Consider the following 17327-nt stretch of genomic DNA (forward strand, 5'->3'; position numbering starts at 1 on the left):
CGCTACCCTGAAGGGAAATAGATAATGAAAAAGTGTTTTATTTTCTGGACGTGATACGTGTCTCATAATGTTATGCAGACTATGCCTTGCTTCATAGTTTGACTGTGCGCGCTCTTTATACTAGAGGGGATCTAACGTCGAACCATTCCTTTACAAGTCTTAAGAGAATACAAGGGATCCTACAATGGACGAACAGCTAAAACAAAGCGCTTTGGATTTTCATCAGTTCCCGCAGCCCGGCAAGATCCAGGTTTCCCCGACCAAACCCTTGGCCACCCAGCACGATCTGGCGCTGGCCTATTCGCCGGGCGTCGCGGCGCCATGCCTGGAGATCGCCCGGGATCCGCTGGCCGCGTTTAAATATACCGCGCGCGGCAACCTGGTGGCGGTTATCTCCAACGGCACCGCGGTGCTGGGCTTGGGGAATATCGGCGCCCTGGCGGGCAAACCGGTGATGGAAGGCAAGGGCGTTTTGTTTAAGAAGTTTTCCGGCATCGATGTGTTTGATATCGAGGTGGATGAGCTGGATCCCGATAAGCTTATCGAGGTGATCGCCGCCCTGGAGCCGACCTTCGGCGGCATCAACCTGGAGGATATCAAGGCGCCGGAATGTTTTTATATCGAGAAAAAACTGCGTGAACGCATGAAAATCCCGGTATTCCACGACGATCAGCATGGCACCGCCATCATCTGCACCGCCGCGGTATTGAACGGCCTGCGGGTGGTGGAAAAGAATATGAGCGACGTCAAGCTGGTGGTCTCCGGCGCCGGCGCCGCCTCCATCGCCTGCCTGAACCTGCTGGTGGCGCTGGGGCTGCAGCGTCATAATATCGTCGTTTGCGATTCGCGCGGCGTAATCTTCGAGGGCCGGGAAGAGAACATGGCGGAAACCAAGGCCGCCTACGCCATCAAGGATAACGGCATGCGCAGCCTGGCGGACGCCATCCCCGGCGCCGATATCTTTTTGGGCTGCTCAGGCCCCGGCGTGCTGACCCAGGCTATGGTGAAGACCATGGGGCCGCGGCCGCTGATTCTGGCGCTGGCCAATCCCGAGCCGGAAATTCTGCCGCCGCTGGCGAAGGCGGTGCGCCCCGATGCCATTATCTGTACCGGCCGCTCCGACTATCCCAATCAGGTCAATAACGTACTTTGCTTCCCGTTTATTTTTCGCGGCGCGCTGGACGTGGGCGCCACCACCATCAATGAGGAAATGAAGCTGGCCTGCGTGCGCGCCATCGCCGATCTGGCGCTGGCCGAGCAAAGCGATGTGGTGGCTTCCGCTTACGGCGACCAGGACGTGTCGTTCGGGCCGGAATACATCATTCCCAAACCCTTCGACCCGCGGCTGATTGTCAAGATTGCGCCGGCGGTGGCGCGCGCGGCGATGGACTCCGGCGTGGCGACCCGTCCCATCAAGGATTTCGACGCTTATACCGAAAAACTGACCGAATTCGTCTATAAAACCAATCTGTTTATGCGGCCGATTTTCGCCCAGGCGCGCAAACAGCTGAAACGCGTGGTGCTGGCGGAAGGGGAGGAGGAACGCGTACTGCGCGCCACCCAGGAAATGGTCACCATGAAGCTGGCGCTGCCGATCCTGATCGGCCGCCCGAGCGTTATCGAGATGCGCTTGCAAAAGCTGGGCCTGCAGATTATCGCCGGCAAGGATTTTGAAGTGGTGAACAATGAATCCGACCCGCGTTTTAAGGAGTACTGGGGCGAATATTACCAGATCATGAAACGCCAGGGCGTCTCGCCCGAGCAGGCGCAGCGGGCGCTGATCGGCAATCCGTCGCTGATAGCCGCCATTATGGTGCGGCGCGGCGAGGCCGACGCGATGATCTGCGGCACCGTCGGCAGTTATCAAGAGCACTTTGCGGTGGTGGAATCGGTCTTCGGCTATCGCGAGGGCGTGCATGTGGCCGGCGCGATGAACGCGCTGCTGCTGCCCAGCGGCAATACCTTTATCGCCGATACCTATGTCAATGACGACCCGACGCCGGAGCAACTGGCGGAAATTACCCTGATGGCGGCCGAGACGGTGCGGCGGTTCGGCATCGAGCCCAAGGTGGCGTTGCTGTCGCACTCCAGTTTCGGCAGTTCGGATTGCCCGGCGGCGCGCAAGATGCGCAAGACCCTGCAATTGGTCAACCAGATGGCGCCCGATTTGGAAATTGACGGCGAGATGCACGGCGACGCGGCGCTGGTGGAAAGCATTCGCCGCGACCTGATGCCGGACAGCCCGCTCAAGGGCGCGGCCAACATCCTGATCATGCCCAATATGGAGGCCGCGCGCATCAGCTATAACCTGCTGCGGGTGTCCTCTTCCGAAGGCGTTACCGTCGGGCCGGTGCTGATGGGGGTGGCGAAACCGGTGCATATCCTCACGCCGGTGGCCTCGGTGCGGCGTATCGTCAATATGGTGGCGCTGGCGGTGGTGGAGGCGCAGACGGAACCATTGTAACCCCGCGGTATCGACGGGCCCGGCGCGCCATGGCTATGCTACTGCGCGCCGGGTTGCGCGTCCGGCGGCGCGCGGCGATATAAGCGCCGCGGATGACCGATATTGCCATAGCGCATTTCCACGCCGAGGAACCCGGTGTCAACGCAATATTCCAGATAGCGGCGAGCGGTGGTTTTGCTCAGCCCGGTGCGGCCGACGATATCGTCAACCGAAAGTAAATCACTGTCACCGGCGCTGAATATCTGCTTTACCAGACCGAGGGTATTTTCCTCGATGCCTTTGCTGCCGGCCTCCTGACTGAAGGTTTTCGACTGGAGCTGGTAGAGGATATCGACATTTTGCTGATCCACCACCTTAAACGCCCGCTGAGTCAAAGCAAACTGGATAAAACGCTCCAGGGAATGACGCAGGCGCTTCCAGGATACCGGTTTCAGAATATAGTCGAACGCGCCGCAGCGGATGGCCTGGCTGCAGGTGTTCATGTCGCTGGCGGCGGTAATGAAAATCACCGAGCACTCAAGCCCGCGCAGCAGTTCGCTGTCGATAAGCGAGATACCCTGGCCGTCGGGGAGATAATTATCCAGCAATATCAGCCGGGGACGTTTTTGCAGCAGCTGTTCGCGCGCTTCTTTCAACGTACCGGCAACGCCCACCAGCCGGAGCTTGTCGTGGTTATCGATAAAATCGGCATGCAGCCGCGCCAGTGAGCTTTCATCTTCAACAATAAGCACGTCAAAAATTTCAGGTTGCATAATAAGGTTCATCCGGGGTGAGGGGGCCCACCGTGGTCGCAAGGCTGGTTACGGGTATAAATACGGAAAATACCGTCCCGTAGGGTTGGTTGGCGGAGACTTCTATCGCGCCGCCGGCGTGGTGGACGTAGCTGGCGACCAGATGCAGACCCAGGCCATGGTCGCCATGAAGTTTGGTGGTCACGCCAAACGTAAAGATGCGTTCGACGTTGTCCTGCGCGATGCCGATACCCTGATCGGCGATTTCAATCACCAGTTCCCGGTCGCCGCCAACGATATAGACTTCGATCGGGTAATGCTCGCCCTCGCGCTGCAGGGTCGCTTCAATGGCGTTGTCGAGGATATTGCCGACCACCGACATTAATTCGGTGTCGCGCAGGCGGGGAGGAATGCGGGTTAAATGACAGGCCGGGTCGAACAGCAACTGCACGCCTTTTTCGCGGGCGCCGGCATATTTTCCCAGCAGCAGGCCGCACAGCGCCGGCGAGCAGAACCGCGCGGAGATGAAATCGAGTATTTCCTGGGCGCTTTCCGATTGTGCTTCAATATAATGGATGGCTTCGTCGTAACGTTTCATATGCAGCAAACCGGCAAGCGTGGCGGTCCAGTTCAGCTGTTCATGCCGCAGGATGCGCAGGTTGTCGGCATAACGTTTCACCTGGCTGAGTTGAATGCTCAGGCTATCGATATCCTTTTGGTCGCGGAAACTGATCACCCACCCCTGCAACTTGCCTTCCAGCATGATCCTTACCCGGCTGGCGATAACCGTGACGTCGTTGAACAGGCATATTTCGTCATGGGTGTCGCCGGCCAGCATGGTGTGTTCAGCGAGGAAAGCGATGGGTTTAATTACCGCCGACAAAGGGCGGCCGCGCAGTTCGCGCGAGGTGGCCGACAGGGATAATAATAATTTTGCCGCCCGGTTAATTTGCGCAATCCTGTATTCTTTATCAATGGCTATCACCCCTTCGAAGATCGATTCCAGCAGCGCCTTTTGCTGGCGCACCAATAAACCGATTTCCCGCGGCTCCAGTGAGAACATTTGCTTTTTCATGGTATTGGAAAACCACCATGAAAAGATAAACAACGCCAGCAGCAACAGTAATGCCACCAGCAGTATGTTAACCAATTTTCCGGTGCTGAGGGTGTCGATATGCGTTTTCAAATAGCCAATGGAGACGATGCCGATAATATTATTATGCTTGTCGAAAATAGGCGCTTTGCTGCGCAGGGATATGCCCAGACCGCCTTTACGAATGGAGATAATATTTTTCCCCGCCAGCACTTCGCTATTATCCCCGCCGATCATCGACTTGCCCACCTGCTCCGGATAACGCGAATGATACAAATGCAGCCCCTGCTGGTCGCCGATAACGATATAACTGGCGTCGCTGCGCTGGGCCAAGGTGTCCATCAGGGCGGCGATTGCGGCTATATCCTTGATTTTGACCGCGTCTATCAGCGATGGGATCATGGCGATTTCCCGCGCCTGCACCTGGGCCCGCGCACCGATTTCCGCATACAGTTGTTTATCGAGATCGTAGTAATAATAAATACCTATCAGCGTAAGCAGCAGCGAGAAAAAAACGATAAGGCTTATAAAAAGCTTTATATGGAATGAGATTCTCGCGCGCATAATATACTTCGGCCATAGGAAGAATGATTACCTGATAATTCAGCTTATCATGATTGAAAAAGGCTGTAAGGGGCTGCCCCGCAAAATGTGATCGCAAACACAGCCTGGCAATGCTTTAGCCTTCCTCGTCCCGCGATTAAAAATAGCATCAGGTAAATATAATACATTCCCATCACCTTTCATTAACATATACCCTTGCCGGGAATTAAAACCATTAAAACACTAAAAACCATTAACGCCATAGACGCCATTAAAACTTCATGGCGTTAAATTGAATCTATTGATTGTACATGAAATAATTAAAACCATTAAAATCTTAAATGCCTTTAAAATAGCGGTTTTAATTTGAATGCAATCACATATTTCATGCGTACTGGTCTTTATTATGCCTGCACTAATTGATAAAGGGGCAGATAATGAGCACGACAGATGATTCATATATTGTTGTCGCGGATACAACACACGCAAAAAAAATTTCCGCAAAGGAAAAATGGTGGCATATCCTGGATACCTGGAAAGTAGGTATTATTCCCCTGCCGCTATTTTTATTGGCCGGGGCGCTGATCGGCATTGATTGCCTGAGCGGGAAATTACCCAGCGATATCGTGGTAATGGTGGCCACGCTGGCATTTTTTGGCTTCGCCTGCGGTGAATTCGGCAAACGACTGCCGATTATCGGTAAAATGGGGGCCGCCGCCATCTGTGCCACCTTTATTCCTTCGGCGCTGGTGCATTACGGGTTATTACCCGATGTCGTGGTCGCTTCCACCACCGCGTTTTTTAAAACCACCAATATTCTTTATCTCTATATTTGCTGCATTATTGTCGGCAGCATCATGAGCATGAACCGGCGCACGCTGATCCAGGGATTCCTGCGCATTTTTTTCCCGATGCTGTGCGGCGAAGTGGCAGGCATGCTGGTGGGGATGGGCGTCGGGCTGATGCTCGGCCTGCCGCCGTTCCAGATTTTCTTTTTCCTGATCCTGCCCATCATGGCCGGCGGCGTCGGCGAGGGCGCCATTCCGCTCTCCATCGGCTACGCCGCGCTGTTGCACATGGAGCAGGGGGTGGCACTTGGCCGCATCCTGCCGATTGTGATGCTCGGCGGCCTAACCGCCATTGTGATTGCCGGCTGCCTTAACCGCGTGGGCAAGCGTTATCCCCACCTCACCGGCGAAGGCAACCTGATGCCCACCAGGCCCGGCGCGCAAGACGCCGCCGACGCGGAACCGGCCCAGGCCGCCGCCGGTAAAACCGACGTGACCACCATTGCCGCCGGCGCGCTGCTGGCCGTGCTGCTCTATATGGTGGGCATGCTGGGCTATAAGCTTATCGGCCTGCCGGCGCCGGTGGGCATGCTGTTTATCGCGGTGCTGATCAAACTGGCCCACGGGGTATCGCCGCGCATGCTGGAAGGCTCGCAGGTGGTATATAAATTCTTCCAGACATCGGTGACCTACCCGATCCTGTTTGCCGTGGGCGTGGCCATCACCCCCTGGCAAGAGCTGGTCAACGCCTTCACCCTGACCAACCTGCTGGTGATAGTCAGCACCGTCGGCACCCTGGTCGGCACCGGTTTCCTGGTGGGCAAAAAAATCGGCATGCACCCCATCGACGTGGCCATCGTCTCCTGTTGCCAGAGCGGGCAGGGCGGCACCGGCGACGTGGCCATCCTCACCGCCGGCAACCGCATGGCGCTGATGCCGTTCGCCCAGATTGCCACCCGCATCGGCGGCGCCATCAATGTCTCGGTCGCGTTGCTGGTCTTGGGCAATTTTATTCTCTGAACCGGCGCCGGCGCCGGTAGTTAACACAGGAATGTTTATGAAACTCGCAAGTTATCTTCATCAGGGCACCAAAAGCTACGGCATCGTCACGCCCGGCGGCATCGTGGACCTGGGCCGTCGTTTCGGCCAGCGTTATCCGGATTTAAAGGCCCTGCTGGCGGGCAACGCGCTGCCCCTGGCCCGCGAACTGGCCGGCGCGCCGGCGGATATTGCCCTCGCCGGGCTGACGTTCCTGCCGGTAATCGAACATCCGGACAAAATTTTATGCGTCGGCATGAACTATGCCGCCAAACGCCGGGAGTTCAATGAAATGAATCCGGCGCCCACCCTCTTCGTGCGTTTTGCCGATTCACAGACCGGGCACGGCACGCCGGTCGAAAAACCCAGCCATTCGGCGGAGTTTGATTACGAGGGGGAACTGGCGGTGATTATCGGCCGGGGCGGCGAGGATATCCCCGCCGATCGCGCCTTATCCCATGTCGCCGGCTACAGCTGTTATATGGACGGCTCCGCCCGCGACTGGCAGCACACCTGGTTCACCGCCGGCAAGAACTGGCGGCGGACCGGCGCGTTCGGACCCTACCTGACCACTGCCGACGAAATCCCCGATCCCCATGCGCTCAGCATCCGGACCTGGCTTAACGGCCTGATGGTGCAGGACGACAATACCCGCAGCATGATTCATAGCATCGCCGAGCTGATTGAATATATCAGCACCTTTACCCGGCTGAATTCCGGCGATGTGATTATTACCGGGTCGCCGGGCGGCGTCGGTAAAAAACGCACGCCGCCGCTGTTTATGAAGGCCGGCGACTGCATCGAGGTCGAAATAGAAAATATCGGCCATTTGCGCAATATGGTCATCGACGCGCAGCGGCCCACGGCCGCCGCGGCGTCCCATATCGCCGCGTAGCGCCGCGCCTGCGCCGCCGGCTTTTTACTCCATGATAGGAAAAACTGTATGTACGATCGGGACCCCCTGGACTTTTCCGTGCTGACCGTTAACCACCCGCGCGATAACCTGGCGGACGTGCGCGCGTTGCTGGAGGCAAGTCTTCTGGGCATGGACGCGGATATCGCCAGATTCGTGGTGGCCCGCAGCGGCGGGCGGCTGGTGGGATGCGCCGGCATCGCGGGAAATGTGATCAAATGCGTCGCGGTGGCGGCGGATTACCGGGGCGATAACCTGAGCGCACGGCTGGTGGGCGAGGTGGAGCAACTGGCCATACGCCAGGGCCATTTCCATCTGTTCCTGTATACCCGGCCGGCGAACATCGGCGTATTTCGCGGCTGCGGTTTTTACCCCCTGGCGCAGACGGGCCAGGTGGCGGTGCTGATGGAAAATACGCCGGTGGGCGTGCGGCGCTACAGCCATTCGCTTGCGCAATATTACCGGCCGGGCGCGCCCATCGGCGCGGTGGTGATGAACGCCAACCCCTTCACCCTCGGCCACCGCTATCTGGCGGAACAGGCCGCCGCCGCCTGCGCCTGGGTGCATATCTTTGTGGTGCGCGAAGACGTGTCGCTGTTTCCGTATGCCGCACGCCTGGACATGGTGCGCCAGGGCGTGGCGCATCTGGCCAACGTGACGGTGCATGACGGGTCCGACTACCTGATCTCGCGCGCCACCTTTCCCGGCTATTTCCTGCGTGACGCCGGGCTGGTGGGCAAAACCTACAGCGCCATGGATTTACTGATTTTCCGTCATTATATCGCGCCGCCGCTGGGCATTACCCACCGTTATGTCGGCACCGAGCCCTATTGCCCGGTGACCCATCAATATAACCACGATATGCACGAGTGGCTCGAAGACCCGGATCGCGCGGCGCAGCCGCCGTTGCGGGTAGTGGAGATCGCGCGCGCATGCCATGCGCCGGGCCGGGCGATATCAGCTTCCGAGGTGCGGGCGCTGCTTTCGCAACGGCAAATGGCGCGCATCCGCGACCTCGTCCCGCCGAGCACCTTTGCTTATCTTTGCCGGCGCGAGACGAGGCCGCTGGCCGGGATCTGCGCAACGGGCGCGTAATGTGGCCCGGGACCTTTTATTTAGCCGTGTTTTTTAATCAGGAACGCATTATGAAAATCATACAAGAGGCCCTGGCGGGCACCTTTGAGTCCAGCGATTTGCTGGTCAAGGTCGCGCCTAACAGCGGCGAATTAAGCGTGGTGATCAACAGCGAGGTGATAAAGCAGTTCGGCGCGCAGATCCGCCGGGTGATCGACGCGACGCTGGCGGCCATGGATGTCAAAGAAGGACTGATCATTATCGACGATAAAGGGGCGCTGGACTGCGTGATCCGCGCCCGCGTGCAGACGGCGGTGCTCCGCGCCGCCGGGGCCGATAGCATCCAATGGGAACACCTGTCATGAAAAAGCTTCGCCGCAGTATGCTGTTTATCCCCGGCGCCAACGCCGCCATGTTGTCCACCGCCTTTATCTACCGCCCTGACTCCATCATGTTCGATCTGGAAGACGCGGTGTCCCTGCGCGAGAAGGACAGTGCGCGCATCCTGGTATTCCATGCGCTGCAGCACCCGATGTACCGCGATATCGAAACCGTGGTGCGCATCAATCCGCTGAATACGCCCTTCGGCCTGAAGGATCTGGCGGCGGTGGTTCGCGCCGGCGCCGACGTGGTGCGACTGCCTAAAACCGACAGTCCGGAGGATATCCACGAGCTGGAAACCCATATCGAGCGCATCGAGCGCGAATGCGGGCGCGAGGTTGGATCCACCCGCATTATGGCGGCTATCGAATCCGCCATCGGCGTTATTAATGCGGTGGCGATAGCCCGCTGCTCGCCCCGGCTTATCGGCATCGCGCTGGCGGCGTTCGATTATGTCATGGATATGCAAACGGAGCGCGGCGACGGCACGGAACTGTTCTATGCCCGCTGCGCGGTGCTGCACGCCGCCCGCGCCGCCGGGATCGACGCCTTTGACGTGGTCTATGCCGATATCAACGACGATGCCGGTTTCCTGCGCGAGGTCGATCTGGTGCGCAAAATGGGTTTTAACGGCAAATCGCTGATTAACCCGCGCCAGATTGAACTGCTGCACAACGCCTACGCGCCCACCCAGGAAGCGGTGGATTACGCCGAGCGCGTCATCCAGGCGGCCGAAGAAGGCGAGCGCAACGGGCTGGGGGTGATTTCACTTAACGGCAAGATGATTGACGGCCCCATTATCAACCATGCCCAGGTGGTATTGGAGCGCGCCCGGGCTTCCGGTGTGCGGCGGTAAGTGTTTTCACGTTAACAGAATGACAGGAATACCTAATGAGTGACGTAACAGACGATTTACAGGCGCAGTACCGCCATTTGCCGCCGCTGGCGCCGTTCAGCCATGCCAACAGCCTTACGCCGTGGCTGGCCGACGGCCAGGCCAAACACCAGCGTAAACTGTGCGCCAGCCTGGAGCAGGCCATCGAGCGCAGCGGCCTGCGGGACGGCATGACCATCTCTTTTCACCATGCCTTCCGTGAGGGCGATATGGTGATCAACCGGGTGGTCGAGACGCTGGCCCGGCTGGGATTTAAAAACCTGACGCTGGCCTCCAGCTCGCTGATGACCTGCAACGATGCACTGATCGAGCCGATCCGCGCCGGCGTCATCAGCAAAATTTATACCTCCGGCATGCGCGGCAAGCTGGCGGACGCTATTTCCCACGGCCTGATGGAAGAACCGGTGCAAATCCATTCCCACGGCGGCCGGGTGAAACTGCTGCAGGACGGTGAGCTGAAGATAGATGTGGCCTTTCTGGGCGTGCCCTGCAGCGACGAGTTCGGCAATGCCAACGGCACCCAAGGCAAATCCCGCTGCGGTTCGCTGGGATACGCCATGGTGGACGCGCAGTTTGCCCGCAAAGTGGTGCTGCTTACCGAGGCGCTGGTGCCGTTTCCCAATATGCCGGCCAGCCTGGGGCAGGATCAGGTGGATTATATCGTGACGGTGGATCAGGTGGGCGACCCGGCCAAGATAAGCGTGGGGGCGGCGCGCGTGACCAGTAATCCGCGCGAGCTGATGATTGCCCGCACCGCCGCCGATGTCATCGAACACTCCGGCTATTTTGTCGAGGGTTTTTCCCTCCAGACCGGCTCCGGCGCATCCTCCACCGCCTGCACCCGCTTCCTGGCGCAGAAAATGGAACGCCTGGGCATCGCGGCGCGCTTTGCGCTGGGCGGCATTACCGGCAGCATCGTCGATCTGTTTGAGCAGGGCCTGATCGCCAGGCTGCTGGATACGCAATCCTTCGACGGCCAGGCGGCGGCCTCCCTTGAGCACAACGCCAATCATATCGAGATCTCCACCAACGTCTATGCCAATCCCGGCGCCAAGGCCGCCTGCTGCGACCAGCTGGATATCGTGATTTTAAGCGCCCTGGAAATCGACCTGGCGTTTAACGTCAATGTGATAACCGGCTCCGACGGGGTGATGCGCGGCGCGTCCGGCGGGCACTGCGACGTGGCCGCCGCCGCCAACCTGACCATCGTGGTGGCGCCGCTGACGCGCAGCCGGATCCCAACCGTAGTGCGCCGGGTCACCACCCTGGTGACGCCCGGCGAGAGCATCGACGTTCTGGTGACCGATCAGGGAATTGCCGTCAATCCGGCGCGGCCGGAAGTGCGCCAGCGTCTGGTGGATGCCGGTCTGGATGTCGTGGATATCGAACAGCTTTATCAACGGGCGGTGGGGTTGACCGGCGAGCCGAAGGCCATCGCGTTTACCCGGCGCATTGTCGGCGTTATCCGCTATCGCGACGGCAGCGTCATTGACGTGGTGCGCCAGGTTCAAGAGGACAGCTAAATGACGATCGCCGATTCACTGCAGTTCGCCGTTTCGCTGGAGGAATTGCTGACGGCCCGGGATCTGCGCGCCGCGCGCCAAACGGAATGGCTCACGCGCCACCGGCGCCCGCTTATTTCATTGACCCTGGTGTCGCCTGGCCCGGTGAAGGATTCGGCCCGCTACCGGCGCTCGATGCGCGCCGCGCTGGCGGCCTGCGACGCGCTGCTGGCCCAGCGCGGCTGGCCGGTGCTGGCGCGCGCGGTGTGGTGGCCGGACACCGGTCCGGAGGCGTTTTGGGCGGTTGATCATGCCGCCGTGGAAATCAAGGCCGCCACGGTGGCGCTGGAGCAGGAGCATCCCCTGGGGCGGCTGTGGGATATTGATGTGCTTTCCCCGGCCGGCGGCGTTATCGGCCGCCGCTCCCTTGATCAGGCGGGGCGGCCGTGTTTGTTGTGCGACCAGCCCGCCCATGCCTGCGCGCGGTCGCGCCGCCATCCTCAGGAAGAGGTTATTGCTAAAATAGAGGGGCTGCTGGATGCCTATTTTGCCCGCTGATAACGGCGCCCGGACGGCCGGCGCCGGCTACCCGGCATGGGCCGCGCCATCCGCGTCGCCAATGATACGGGATGACGCCGGCCGTCAGGCCGCGCCGCCCGCGCTTGATCTGCTGGCCGCCGCCGCGTTGCGCGAGGAAGTGATGCTGACGCCAAAACCCGGGCTGGTGGACGGCCGCAACAACGGCGCGCACCGCGATATGGATTTGCCGCTGTTTATGCAAAGCATAACGGCCATCGCGCCCTGGTTCGGCTGGTTTATCGCGTTGGGCGAGCGGTGCGCCGGAATGCCGGCGCAGCGGGTACTGGCTGAAATCCGCCCCACCGGCCTGGCCTGCGAGCACGCCATGTTTGCCGCTACCGGCGGCGTCAATACCCATAAAGGGGGGATTTTTTCCCTGGGGTTGCTGTGCGTCGCCGCCGGGCGCCTGAGCGGGCGGGGGCAGGCGTTGACCCGCAGCGGGTTATGCGCCGACGTGGCGGCGATCTGCGCCCGGCTGGTGGCGACGGAACTGGCCGGCTGCCGCCGGGCGGCTACCGTGGGCGAGCATATTTACCTGCGCCATGGCCTGACCGGCGCGCGGGGCGAGGCTGCATGCGGATTCGCCACCGTGCGCGATCATGCCCTGCCGGCCTGGGATCGGCTGCTGGCGGTGGGGACGAAAAGAGAAAGCGCGCTGCTGCACTGCCTGCTGGTGCTGATGGCCCATAATCCCGATACCAATCTGGTGGCGCGCGGCGGCCTCGGCGGGCTGCGGTTTGTGCGCGGCTATGCCCGGCGGCTGCTGGCGGACGGCTGGCGCGAGCAGGATCTGGAGGTCATGGATCGCGCGCTGACGCGGCGCAATCTCAGCCCCGGGGGCAGCGCCGATCTGCTGGCGGTCATGTCCGTGCTGGCGCGGTTCCCGGTATGAACCTGCGCCGGCCGGCGCGGCAACGGGCCGTGAACGGGCAGCCTGGGCCAGAGCGCGCCGCGCCCGGCGATCCGGCGCGCTCTGGTCCGGGCGTTTATCCGCCGCGGCCCGCCGACGCCCAATCGCCCGCCGCCGACGTTTATGCGCCGCTGCGCGTGATACTGGTGCCAGGCATCAACGACAGCGGCCCGCAGCATTGGCAAACCTGCTGGCAGCGGGCGTTTCCCACCTGGCGGCGTATTGCCCAGCGCGACTGGCTGCAGCCGGATCTCGACGGCTGGCAAACGGCCATCAGGCGCGCGCTGGACGCACCGGCGCCGCCGGCATTGCTGATAGGCCATAGCTTTGGCGCCTTGTCGTCCTGGTATTATGCCAGCCGCTGCGCCGGCCAAATAGCCGGGGTCGTCCTGGTGGCGCCCGCCGAGCCGGTGCGCTTTGAAATCGAGGATCGCATCCTGCCGGTACGGCTGCCGGTGCCCAGCCTGATGTTCGCCAGCCATAACGATCCGCTGCTGGCGTTCCCGCGCGCGCAATACTGGGCCGACGCCTGGGGCAGCGAACTGGTGGATGTGGGGGAGGCCGGCCATATCAACGCCCAGTCCGGTTTTGGCGCCTGGCCGCACGGCCTGGATTGCGTGGCCCGGTTCGCCCGCCGGCTGGCGGCGCGATACTAGGGGCGTCGCCGCGCGGATCGGGCAAAAAAATCAACGCCCGAAAAATGTCGTCGGCAAAAATACATTCCTTTAAGATGGCGCTTATGTTGGGTTACAGGGTGCCGATCGCGATGTTTTTTGAGCTGCCTGATGTGGATACGCTATACGCCGCGCTGCTGGCGCGCGACCCGGTCTATGATGGTTTTGCGTTCGTGGGGGTCAAAAGCACCGGCGTGTTTTGCCGCCTGACCTGCCCGGCGCGCAAGCCCAAAAAAGAACATGCCGTTTTTTACGCCACCGTGGTCGAGGCCATGGAGGCGGGTTTCAGGCCGTGCAAACGGTGCCAGCCCCTGTCGTTGTTCGGCGCGCGGGATAAAACCCTGGGCATGCTGCTGGCCCGCCTGGAAAGCGACCCGGAAAAAAAATGGTCGGAAGACGACCTGACCGCGGCGGGTTTGGATCCCTCCACCGTAAGGCGGGCGTTTAAACGCCAGTTTGGCGTCACCTTTCTTGAGATGGCGCGGCTGCGCCGGCTGGGCAAGGGCATTCACCAACTGACGATGGGGGCGGACGTCATAGAGGCCCAGCTGGAGGCCAGCTTTGAATCGGGCAGCGGTTTTCGCGCCGCCATTACCCGGCACCTGGGCATGAATCCCAGCCAGGCCCGGCGGCATCGGTTTCTGAAAAGCCGCTGGCTGGACACCCCGCTCGGCTCCATGCTGGCGGTGGCGGACCAGCAGGCGCTGCACCTGCTGGAGTTTGCCGATCGCCCGGCGTTGCCCGCGGAACTCACCCGGCTCAGGAACCTCACCGCCTCGGAGATCGTTATGGATAGCACGCCGGTCACCGACCAGTTGGAGCGCGAGCTGAACGACTATTTCGCCGGCGCATCCTGCCGCTTCGCCACGCCGCTGGCCGAGCATGGATCGCTATTTACCCGCCGGGTCTGGGATGCCTTGCGCGCCATCCCCGCGGGCCAGGTAAGAAGCTATTCGGCGGTGGCCGCCGCCATCGCGCGTCCCACCGCGACCAGGGCGGTGGCCCGGGCCAACGGCGCCAACCAGATTGCCATTTTGATACCTTGCCACCGGGTCATCGGCGCCGACGGCACCCTTACCGGCTACGGCGGCGGCTTATGGCGCAAGCAGTGGCTGATCGAACACGAAAAACGGCGGTTCTCAGGCGAAGGGCGGGGCGGGCAGCAAAATGTCGTCGATAATGCCTAATACGCCGGCCTCATTATTCGAGGCGGCGAGGTAACGGGCCGCCGCTTTGATAGTGTCCGGCGCGTTGGCCATGGCGTAGCCGTAGCCCGCCTGTTGCAGCATTTCGAGGTCGTTGCCGCCGTCGCCGAAGGCCGCCACCTCATCATCCAAGATATGCCATAGCCGCTGAAGTATCCGCAGCCCGTTGGCCTTATGCAGGCCGGGAATAATCAGATCGACCGACCCATGGCCGCTGGATACCGGGGTGACGATGCCCTCCAGTTCAGCGGCGATAAAACGGATAAACCCGGGTAATTTTTCATCGGGCAGCGAGAGCGCAAATTTAAATATCGTGCCGGTGACGGCGGAAAAATTATCTACCCCCGCCAGGCGATGATAATAACGGTTGATCCGCCGGTAGAGGTGCGGTGCGACGCTGTTAAGCAGATAGGCGCTTTCCCTGGCGCAGACGACGGTGTGCAGATAAGGTATCTCCGCCAGCACGGCCAAGATCCTTTCATAGTGTTCCCGGCTGAACTCGCCGCAGAACACTTCCTGGCCGCCGTTGACGACGTAGGCGCCATTCTCGGCGACAAAGGCGATTTCACCGGCAATGTCGGGAAAAAAGGAGATCAGCTGGTAGTACTGATTACCGCTGGCCACCACAAACTTTACGCCCCGCCGGCGCAGGCTGGCGTATTGCCGGCTGAATCGCTGCCGGTCATAATTTTTGCCGTCGTCCAGGAACGTGCCGTCCATATCCACCGCAATCATTTTGATGCTCATCCGCGCTCCAGAGTCTGTCGCCGCGCTATTGTGTGCCGGGGCGGCGGGCAGGGCGACTTTATAAAAGTATTTTATAAAGTGGGAAATTATCGGGAATTCCAGCGGCTGTCAAGGACGACATCGTACTGGCCGCGTTAACGCCCGGAAGGGTCGTCTGCCGCGTTTTTGCCGGGATCATAGTCGCCAGCGCGCAGCGTGAACAGCAGGCTGGGTACGTGGCCCGGCACATCGTCAATGCTGCCGGCCCGTACGAGTCCCGCTTTGATCAGCACCCGCTGCGACGACAGATGGTTTTCCCGGACAGTGGCGGAGATCTCCGCGAGCCCCAGCGCGCCGAAGCCGGCGGCGACCGCCGCCCGCGCAAATTCGGTGGCAAGGCCCATTCCCCAGGCATCGGCCGCGAACCGGTAACCCAGGTTATTGATGACCCGGTCGCCCAAGGGGCGCACGCTCAGGCCGCCAAAGCCGATAATCGCCTCTGGCCCGCGGTTGAGCTTAATCGCCCAGGTGCCGAAACCGAAAGCCTGCCAATGGGTCAGCCAGCCGGCCAGCACCCGCTTGGCATAGGCAAGATCGGGATAGGGACCGGCGGGATTAAAGGCCTGGGTTTCCGGGTCGCCGTAGATGCGGTACAGGCTGTCGCCGTCGCTTACCCGTACGGGGCGCAAATCCATTCTCTCGGTGTACAGTTCCAATGGTATCACCCGGTTATTGTTCCAGCAGTAACGCCATCATAACGCTTGCGCTTGATAGTTCTGTATAAAAAACATTAAAACCCGCCATCCTCACGCAACGGCCAATTGAATGCCATACTCAGGGCTGAAATCAGGAATCTCATCCATCGGGAGTAACAATGAGCAAAAAAAAGCACCATAACGACGACCAGGAATCACCCTCCGCGCAGATCCCGTCCGGCAAGGAGTACGATCAGGTCCTGCATTTACTGCAGGTAGAGCTGGTCAAGCTGCAGCGCGAAATCATCAGCGCCAACGATAAAATCGTGGTGATCTTCGAGGGCCGCGACGCGGCGGGCAAAGACGGCATTATCAAAACCATTTCCGAACACCTGAGCGCGCGTGAAATCCGGGTAGTCGCCCTTGGCAAACCCTCGGAGCGGGATCAGGCCGAATGGTATTTCCAACGCTACGTGGCGCAGCTGCCGGCGGCGCAGGAAATGGTGCTGTTCAACCGCAGCTGGTACAACCGCGCCGGCGTCGAGCGCGTGATGAAGTTTTGCACCGACGAGCAGTACGAAGAATTTATGAACACCGTGACGGATTTTGAACAGCTGCTGGTGCGCTCGGGCATTAAGCTTATCAAATATTATCTGGATATCAGCAAGCGCGAACAAAAGGAGCGGCTGGAATCCCGTCTCACCGATCCCCTGAAACAGTGGAAAATCAGCCCCATCGACCAGCAGGCCACCAAGCTGTGGAAGCCGTACAGCGAGGCGCGCAACCTCATGCTGACCCGCACCCATACCCCGACCACGCCGTGGATAGTGGTGCATACCGACGATAAACATACGGCGCGCGTCAATATCCTGCGCGACTTGCTTGGGCGCCTACCATACCAGGGCAAGGATAAAAATCTGGCTCTGCCGGACCCGGAGGTGCTGTATGCCTTCGATACCGTTTGCATTGAAAACGGCCGGCTTGCGCCCTGACGGCCGGCGCGGGCCCCGGCGATCCCCGGTTGACCGCCGGCGCGCCTTGCCTTGCGCCTGCGGCCCGGGCGCGCTATTGTCATAGGTCGTTTGCGCGGCATGACCGGCGGCGCCCGGCGTTCCC

The 17327-nt window shown here is 60.5% G+C and carries 16 protein-coding genes; 12 read left to right on the plus strand and 4 right to left on the minus strand.

Annotated features, from left to right (window positions below):
* The first annotated feature begins 184 nt into the window (after positions 1 to 184).
* Complete coding sequence (maeB, locus tag ACL2XN_RS03220) at positions 185 to 2464, plus strand: NADP-dependent oxaloacetate-decarboxylating malate dehydrogenase (RefSeq protein ID WP_410014642.1); 2280 nt, start codon at positions 185 to 187, stop codon at positions 2462 to 2464.
* A 38-nt stretch (positions 2465 to 2502) separates the two neighbouring features.
* On the opposite strand, the gene ACL2XN_RS03225 is transcribed toward maeB, so the two are convergent.
* A complete protein-coding gene (locus ACL2XN_RS03225; protein WP_410014643.1) occupies positions 2503 to 3216 on the minus strand; it encodes a response regulator in 714 nt (237 codons plus the stop codon).
* On the minus strand, positions 3206 to 4852 hold the full coding sequence (locus ACL2XN_RS03230) for an ATP-binding protein (protein WP_413730273.1): 1647 nt from the start codon (positions 4850 to 4852) through the stop codon (positions 3206 to 3208). The genes ACL2XN_RS03225 and ACL2XN_RS03230 overlap by 11 nt, the downstream gene beginning before the upstream one ends.
* Positions 4853 to 5268: 416 nt before the next feature.
* Here ACL2XN_RS03230 and ACL2XN_RS03235 point away from each other — a divergent pair, with 416 nt between their 5' ends.
* The 10 genes from ACL2XN_RS03235 (at position 5269) to ACL2XN_RS03280 (ending at position 14772) form a co-directional block, all read left to right on the plus strand.
* Complete coding sequence (locus ACL2XN_RS03235; RefSeq protein ID WP_410014645.1) at positions 5269 to 6639, plus strand: 2-hydroxycarboxylate transporter family protein; 1371 nt, start codon at positions 5269 to 5271, stop codon at positions 6637 to 6639.
* 37 nt (positions 6640 to 6676) lie between these two features.
* Positions 6677 to 7552, plus strand: a complete 876-nt coding sequence (locus ACL2XN_RS03240) for a fumarylacetoacetate hydrolase family protein (protein WP_413730275.1) — start codon at positions 6677 to 6679, stop codon at positions 7550 to 7552.
* Between the two features lie 48 nt (positions 7553 to 7600).
* On the plus strand, positions 7601 to 8665 hold the full coding sequence (gene citC, locus ACL2XN_RS03245) for a [citrate (pro-3S)-lyase] ligase (RefSeq protein WP_413730276.1): 1065 nt from the start codon (positions 7601 to 7603) through the stop codon (positions 8663 to 8665).
* Between the two features lie 50 nt (positions 8666 to 8715).
* Entirely contained in the window at positions 8716 to 9009 is a 294-nt protein-coding gene (gene citD / locus ACL2XN_RS03250; protein ID WP_410014648.1) for a citrate lyase acyl carrier protein, read from the plus strand.
* Positions 9006 to 9881, plus strand: coding sequence for a citrate (pro-3S)-lyase subunit beta (gene citE, locus ACL2XN_RS03255; protein ID WP_410014649.1), 876 nt, complete (start codon positions 9006 to 9008; stop codon positions 9879 to 9881). Before citD ends, citE begins: the two co-directional genes overlap by 4 nt.
* A gap of 35 nt (positions 9882 to 9916) precedes the next feature.
* Positions 9917 to 11443 (plus strand): citrate lyase subunit alpha, encoded by a 1527-nt coding sequence (gene citF / locus ACL2XN_RS03260; RefSeq protein WP_413730278.1) that lies wholly within the window; start codon positions 9917 to 9919, stop codon positions 11441 to 11443.
* Positions 11444 to 11980: a citrate lyase holo-[acyl-carrier protein] synthase gene (gene citX, locus ACL2XN_RS03265; protein WP_413728163.1), complete on the plus strand. Its 537-nt coding sequence runs from the start codon at positions 11444 to 11446 to the stop codon at positions 11978 to 11980.
* Between the two features lie 61 nt (positions 11981 to 12041).
* Positions 12042 to 12893: a triphosphoribosyl-dephospho-CoA synthase CitG gene (gene citG, locus ACL2XN_RS03270; protein WP_413731058.1), complete on the plus strand. Its 852-nt coding sequence runs from the start codon at positions 12042 to 12044 to the stop codon at positions 12891 to 12893.
* On the plus strand, positions 12890 to 13567 hold the full coding sequence (locus ACL2XN_RS03275) for an RBBP9/YdeN family alpha/beta hydrolase (RefSeq protein WP_413730280.1): 678 nt from the start codon (positions 12890 to 12892) through the stop codon (positions 13565 to 13567). The genes citG and ACL2XN_RS03275 overlap by 4 nt, the downstream gene beginning before the upstream one ends.
* A gap of 83 nt (positions 13568 to 13650) precedes the next feature.
* Positions 13651 to 14772, plus strand: a complete 1122-nt coding sequence (locus ACL2XN_RS03280) for a bifunctional transcriptional activator/DNA repair enzyme AdaA (RefSeq protein ID WP_413728164.1) — start codon at positions 13651 to 13653, stop codon at positions 14770 to 14772.
* Here the strand turns inward: ACL2XN_RS03280 and ACL2XN_RS03285 are convergent.
* Both ACL2XN_RS03285 and ACL2XN_RS03290 read right to left on the minus strand, forming a co-directional pair.
* Complete coding sequence (locus ACL2XN_RS03285) at positions 14725 to 15537, minus strand: Cof-type HAD-IIB family hydrolase (RefSeq protein WP_413730281.1); 813 nt, start codon at positions 15535 to 15537, stop codon at positions 14725 to 14727. The genes ACL2XN_RS03280 and ACL2XN_RS03285 overlap by 48 nt on opposite strands.
* Before the next feature lie 134 nt (positions 15538 to 15671).
* Positions 15672 to 16232, minus strand: coding sequence for a GNAT family N-acetyltransferase (locus ACL2XN_RS03290; RefSeq protein ID WP_413730283.1), 561 nt, complete (start codon positions 16230 to 16232; stop codon positions 15672 to 15674).
* Between the two features lie 158 nt (positions 16233 to 16390).
* Between ACL2XN_RS03290 and ppk2 the strand changes: the two genes are divergently transcribed.
* The gene (gene ppk2, locus ACL2XN_RS03295; protein ID WP_413723053.1) at positions 16391 to 17203 is read left to right on the plus strand and encodes a polyphosphate kinase 2; all 813 of its coding nucleotides are present in this window, start codon (positions 16391 to 16393) and stop codon (positions 17201 to 17203) included.
* Positions 17204 to 17327 lie beyond the last annotated feature (124 nt).

This window comes from Sodalis sp. RH22 (genome assembly GCF_047324165.1).
Classification (GTDB): domain Bacteria; phylum Pseudomonadota; class Gammaproteobacteria; order Enterobacterales; family Enterobacteriaceae; genus Acerihabitans.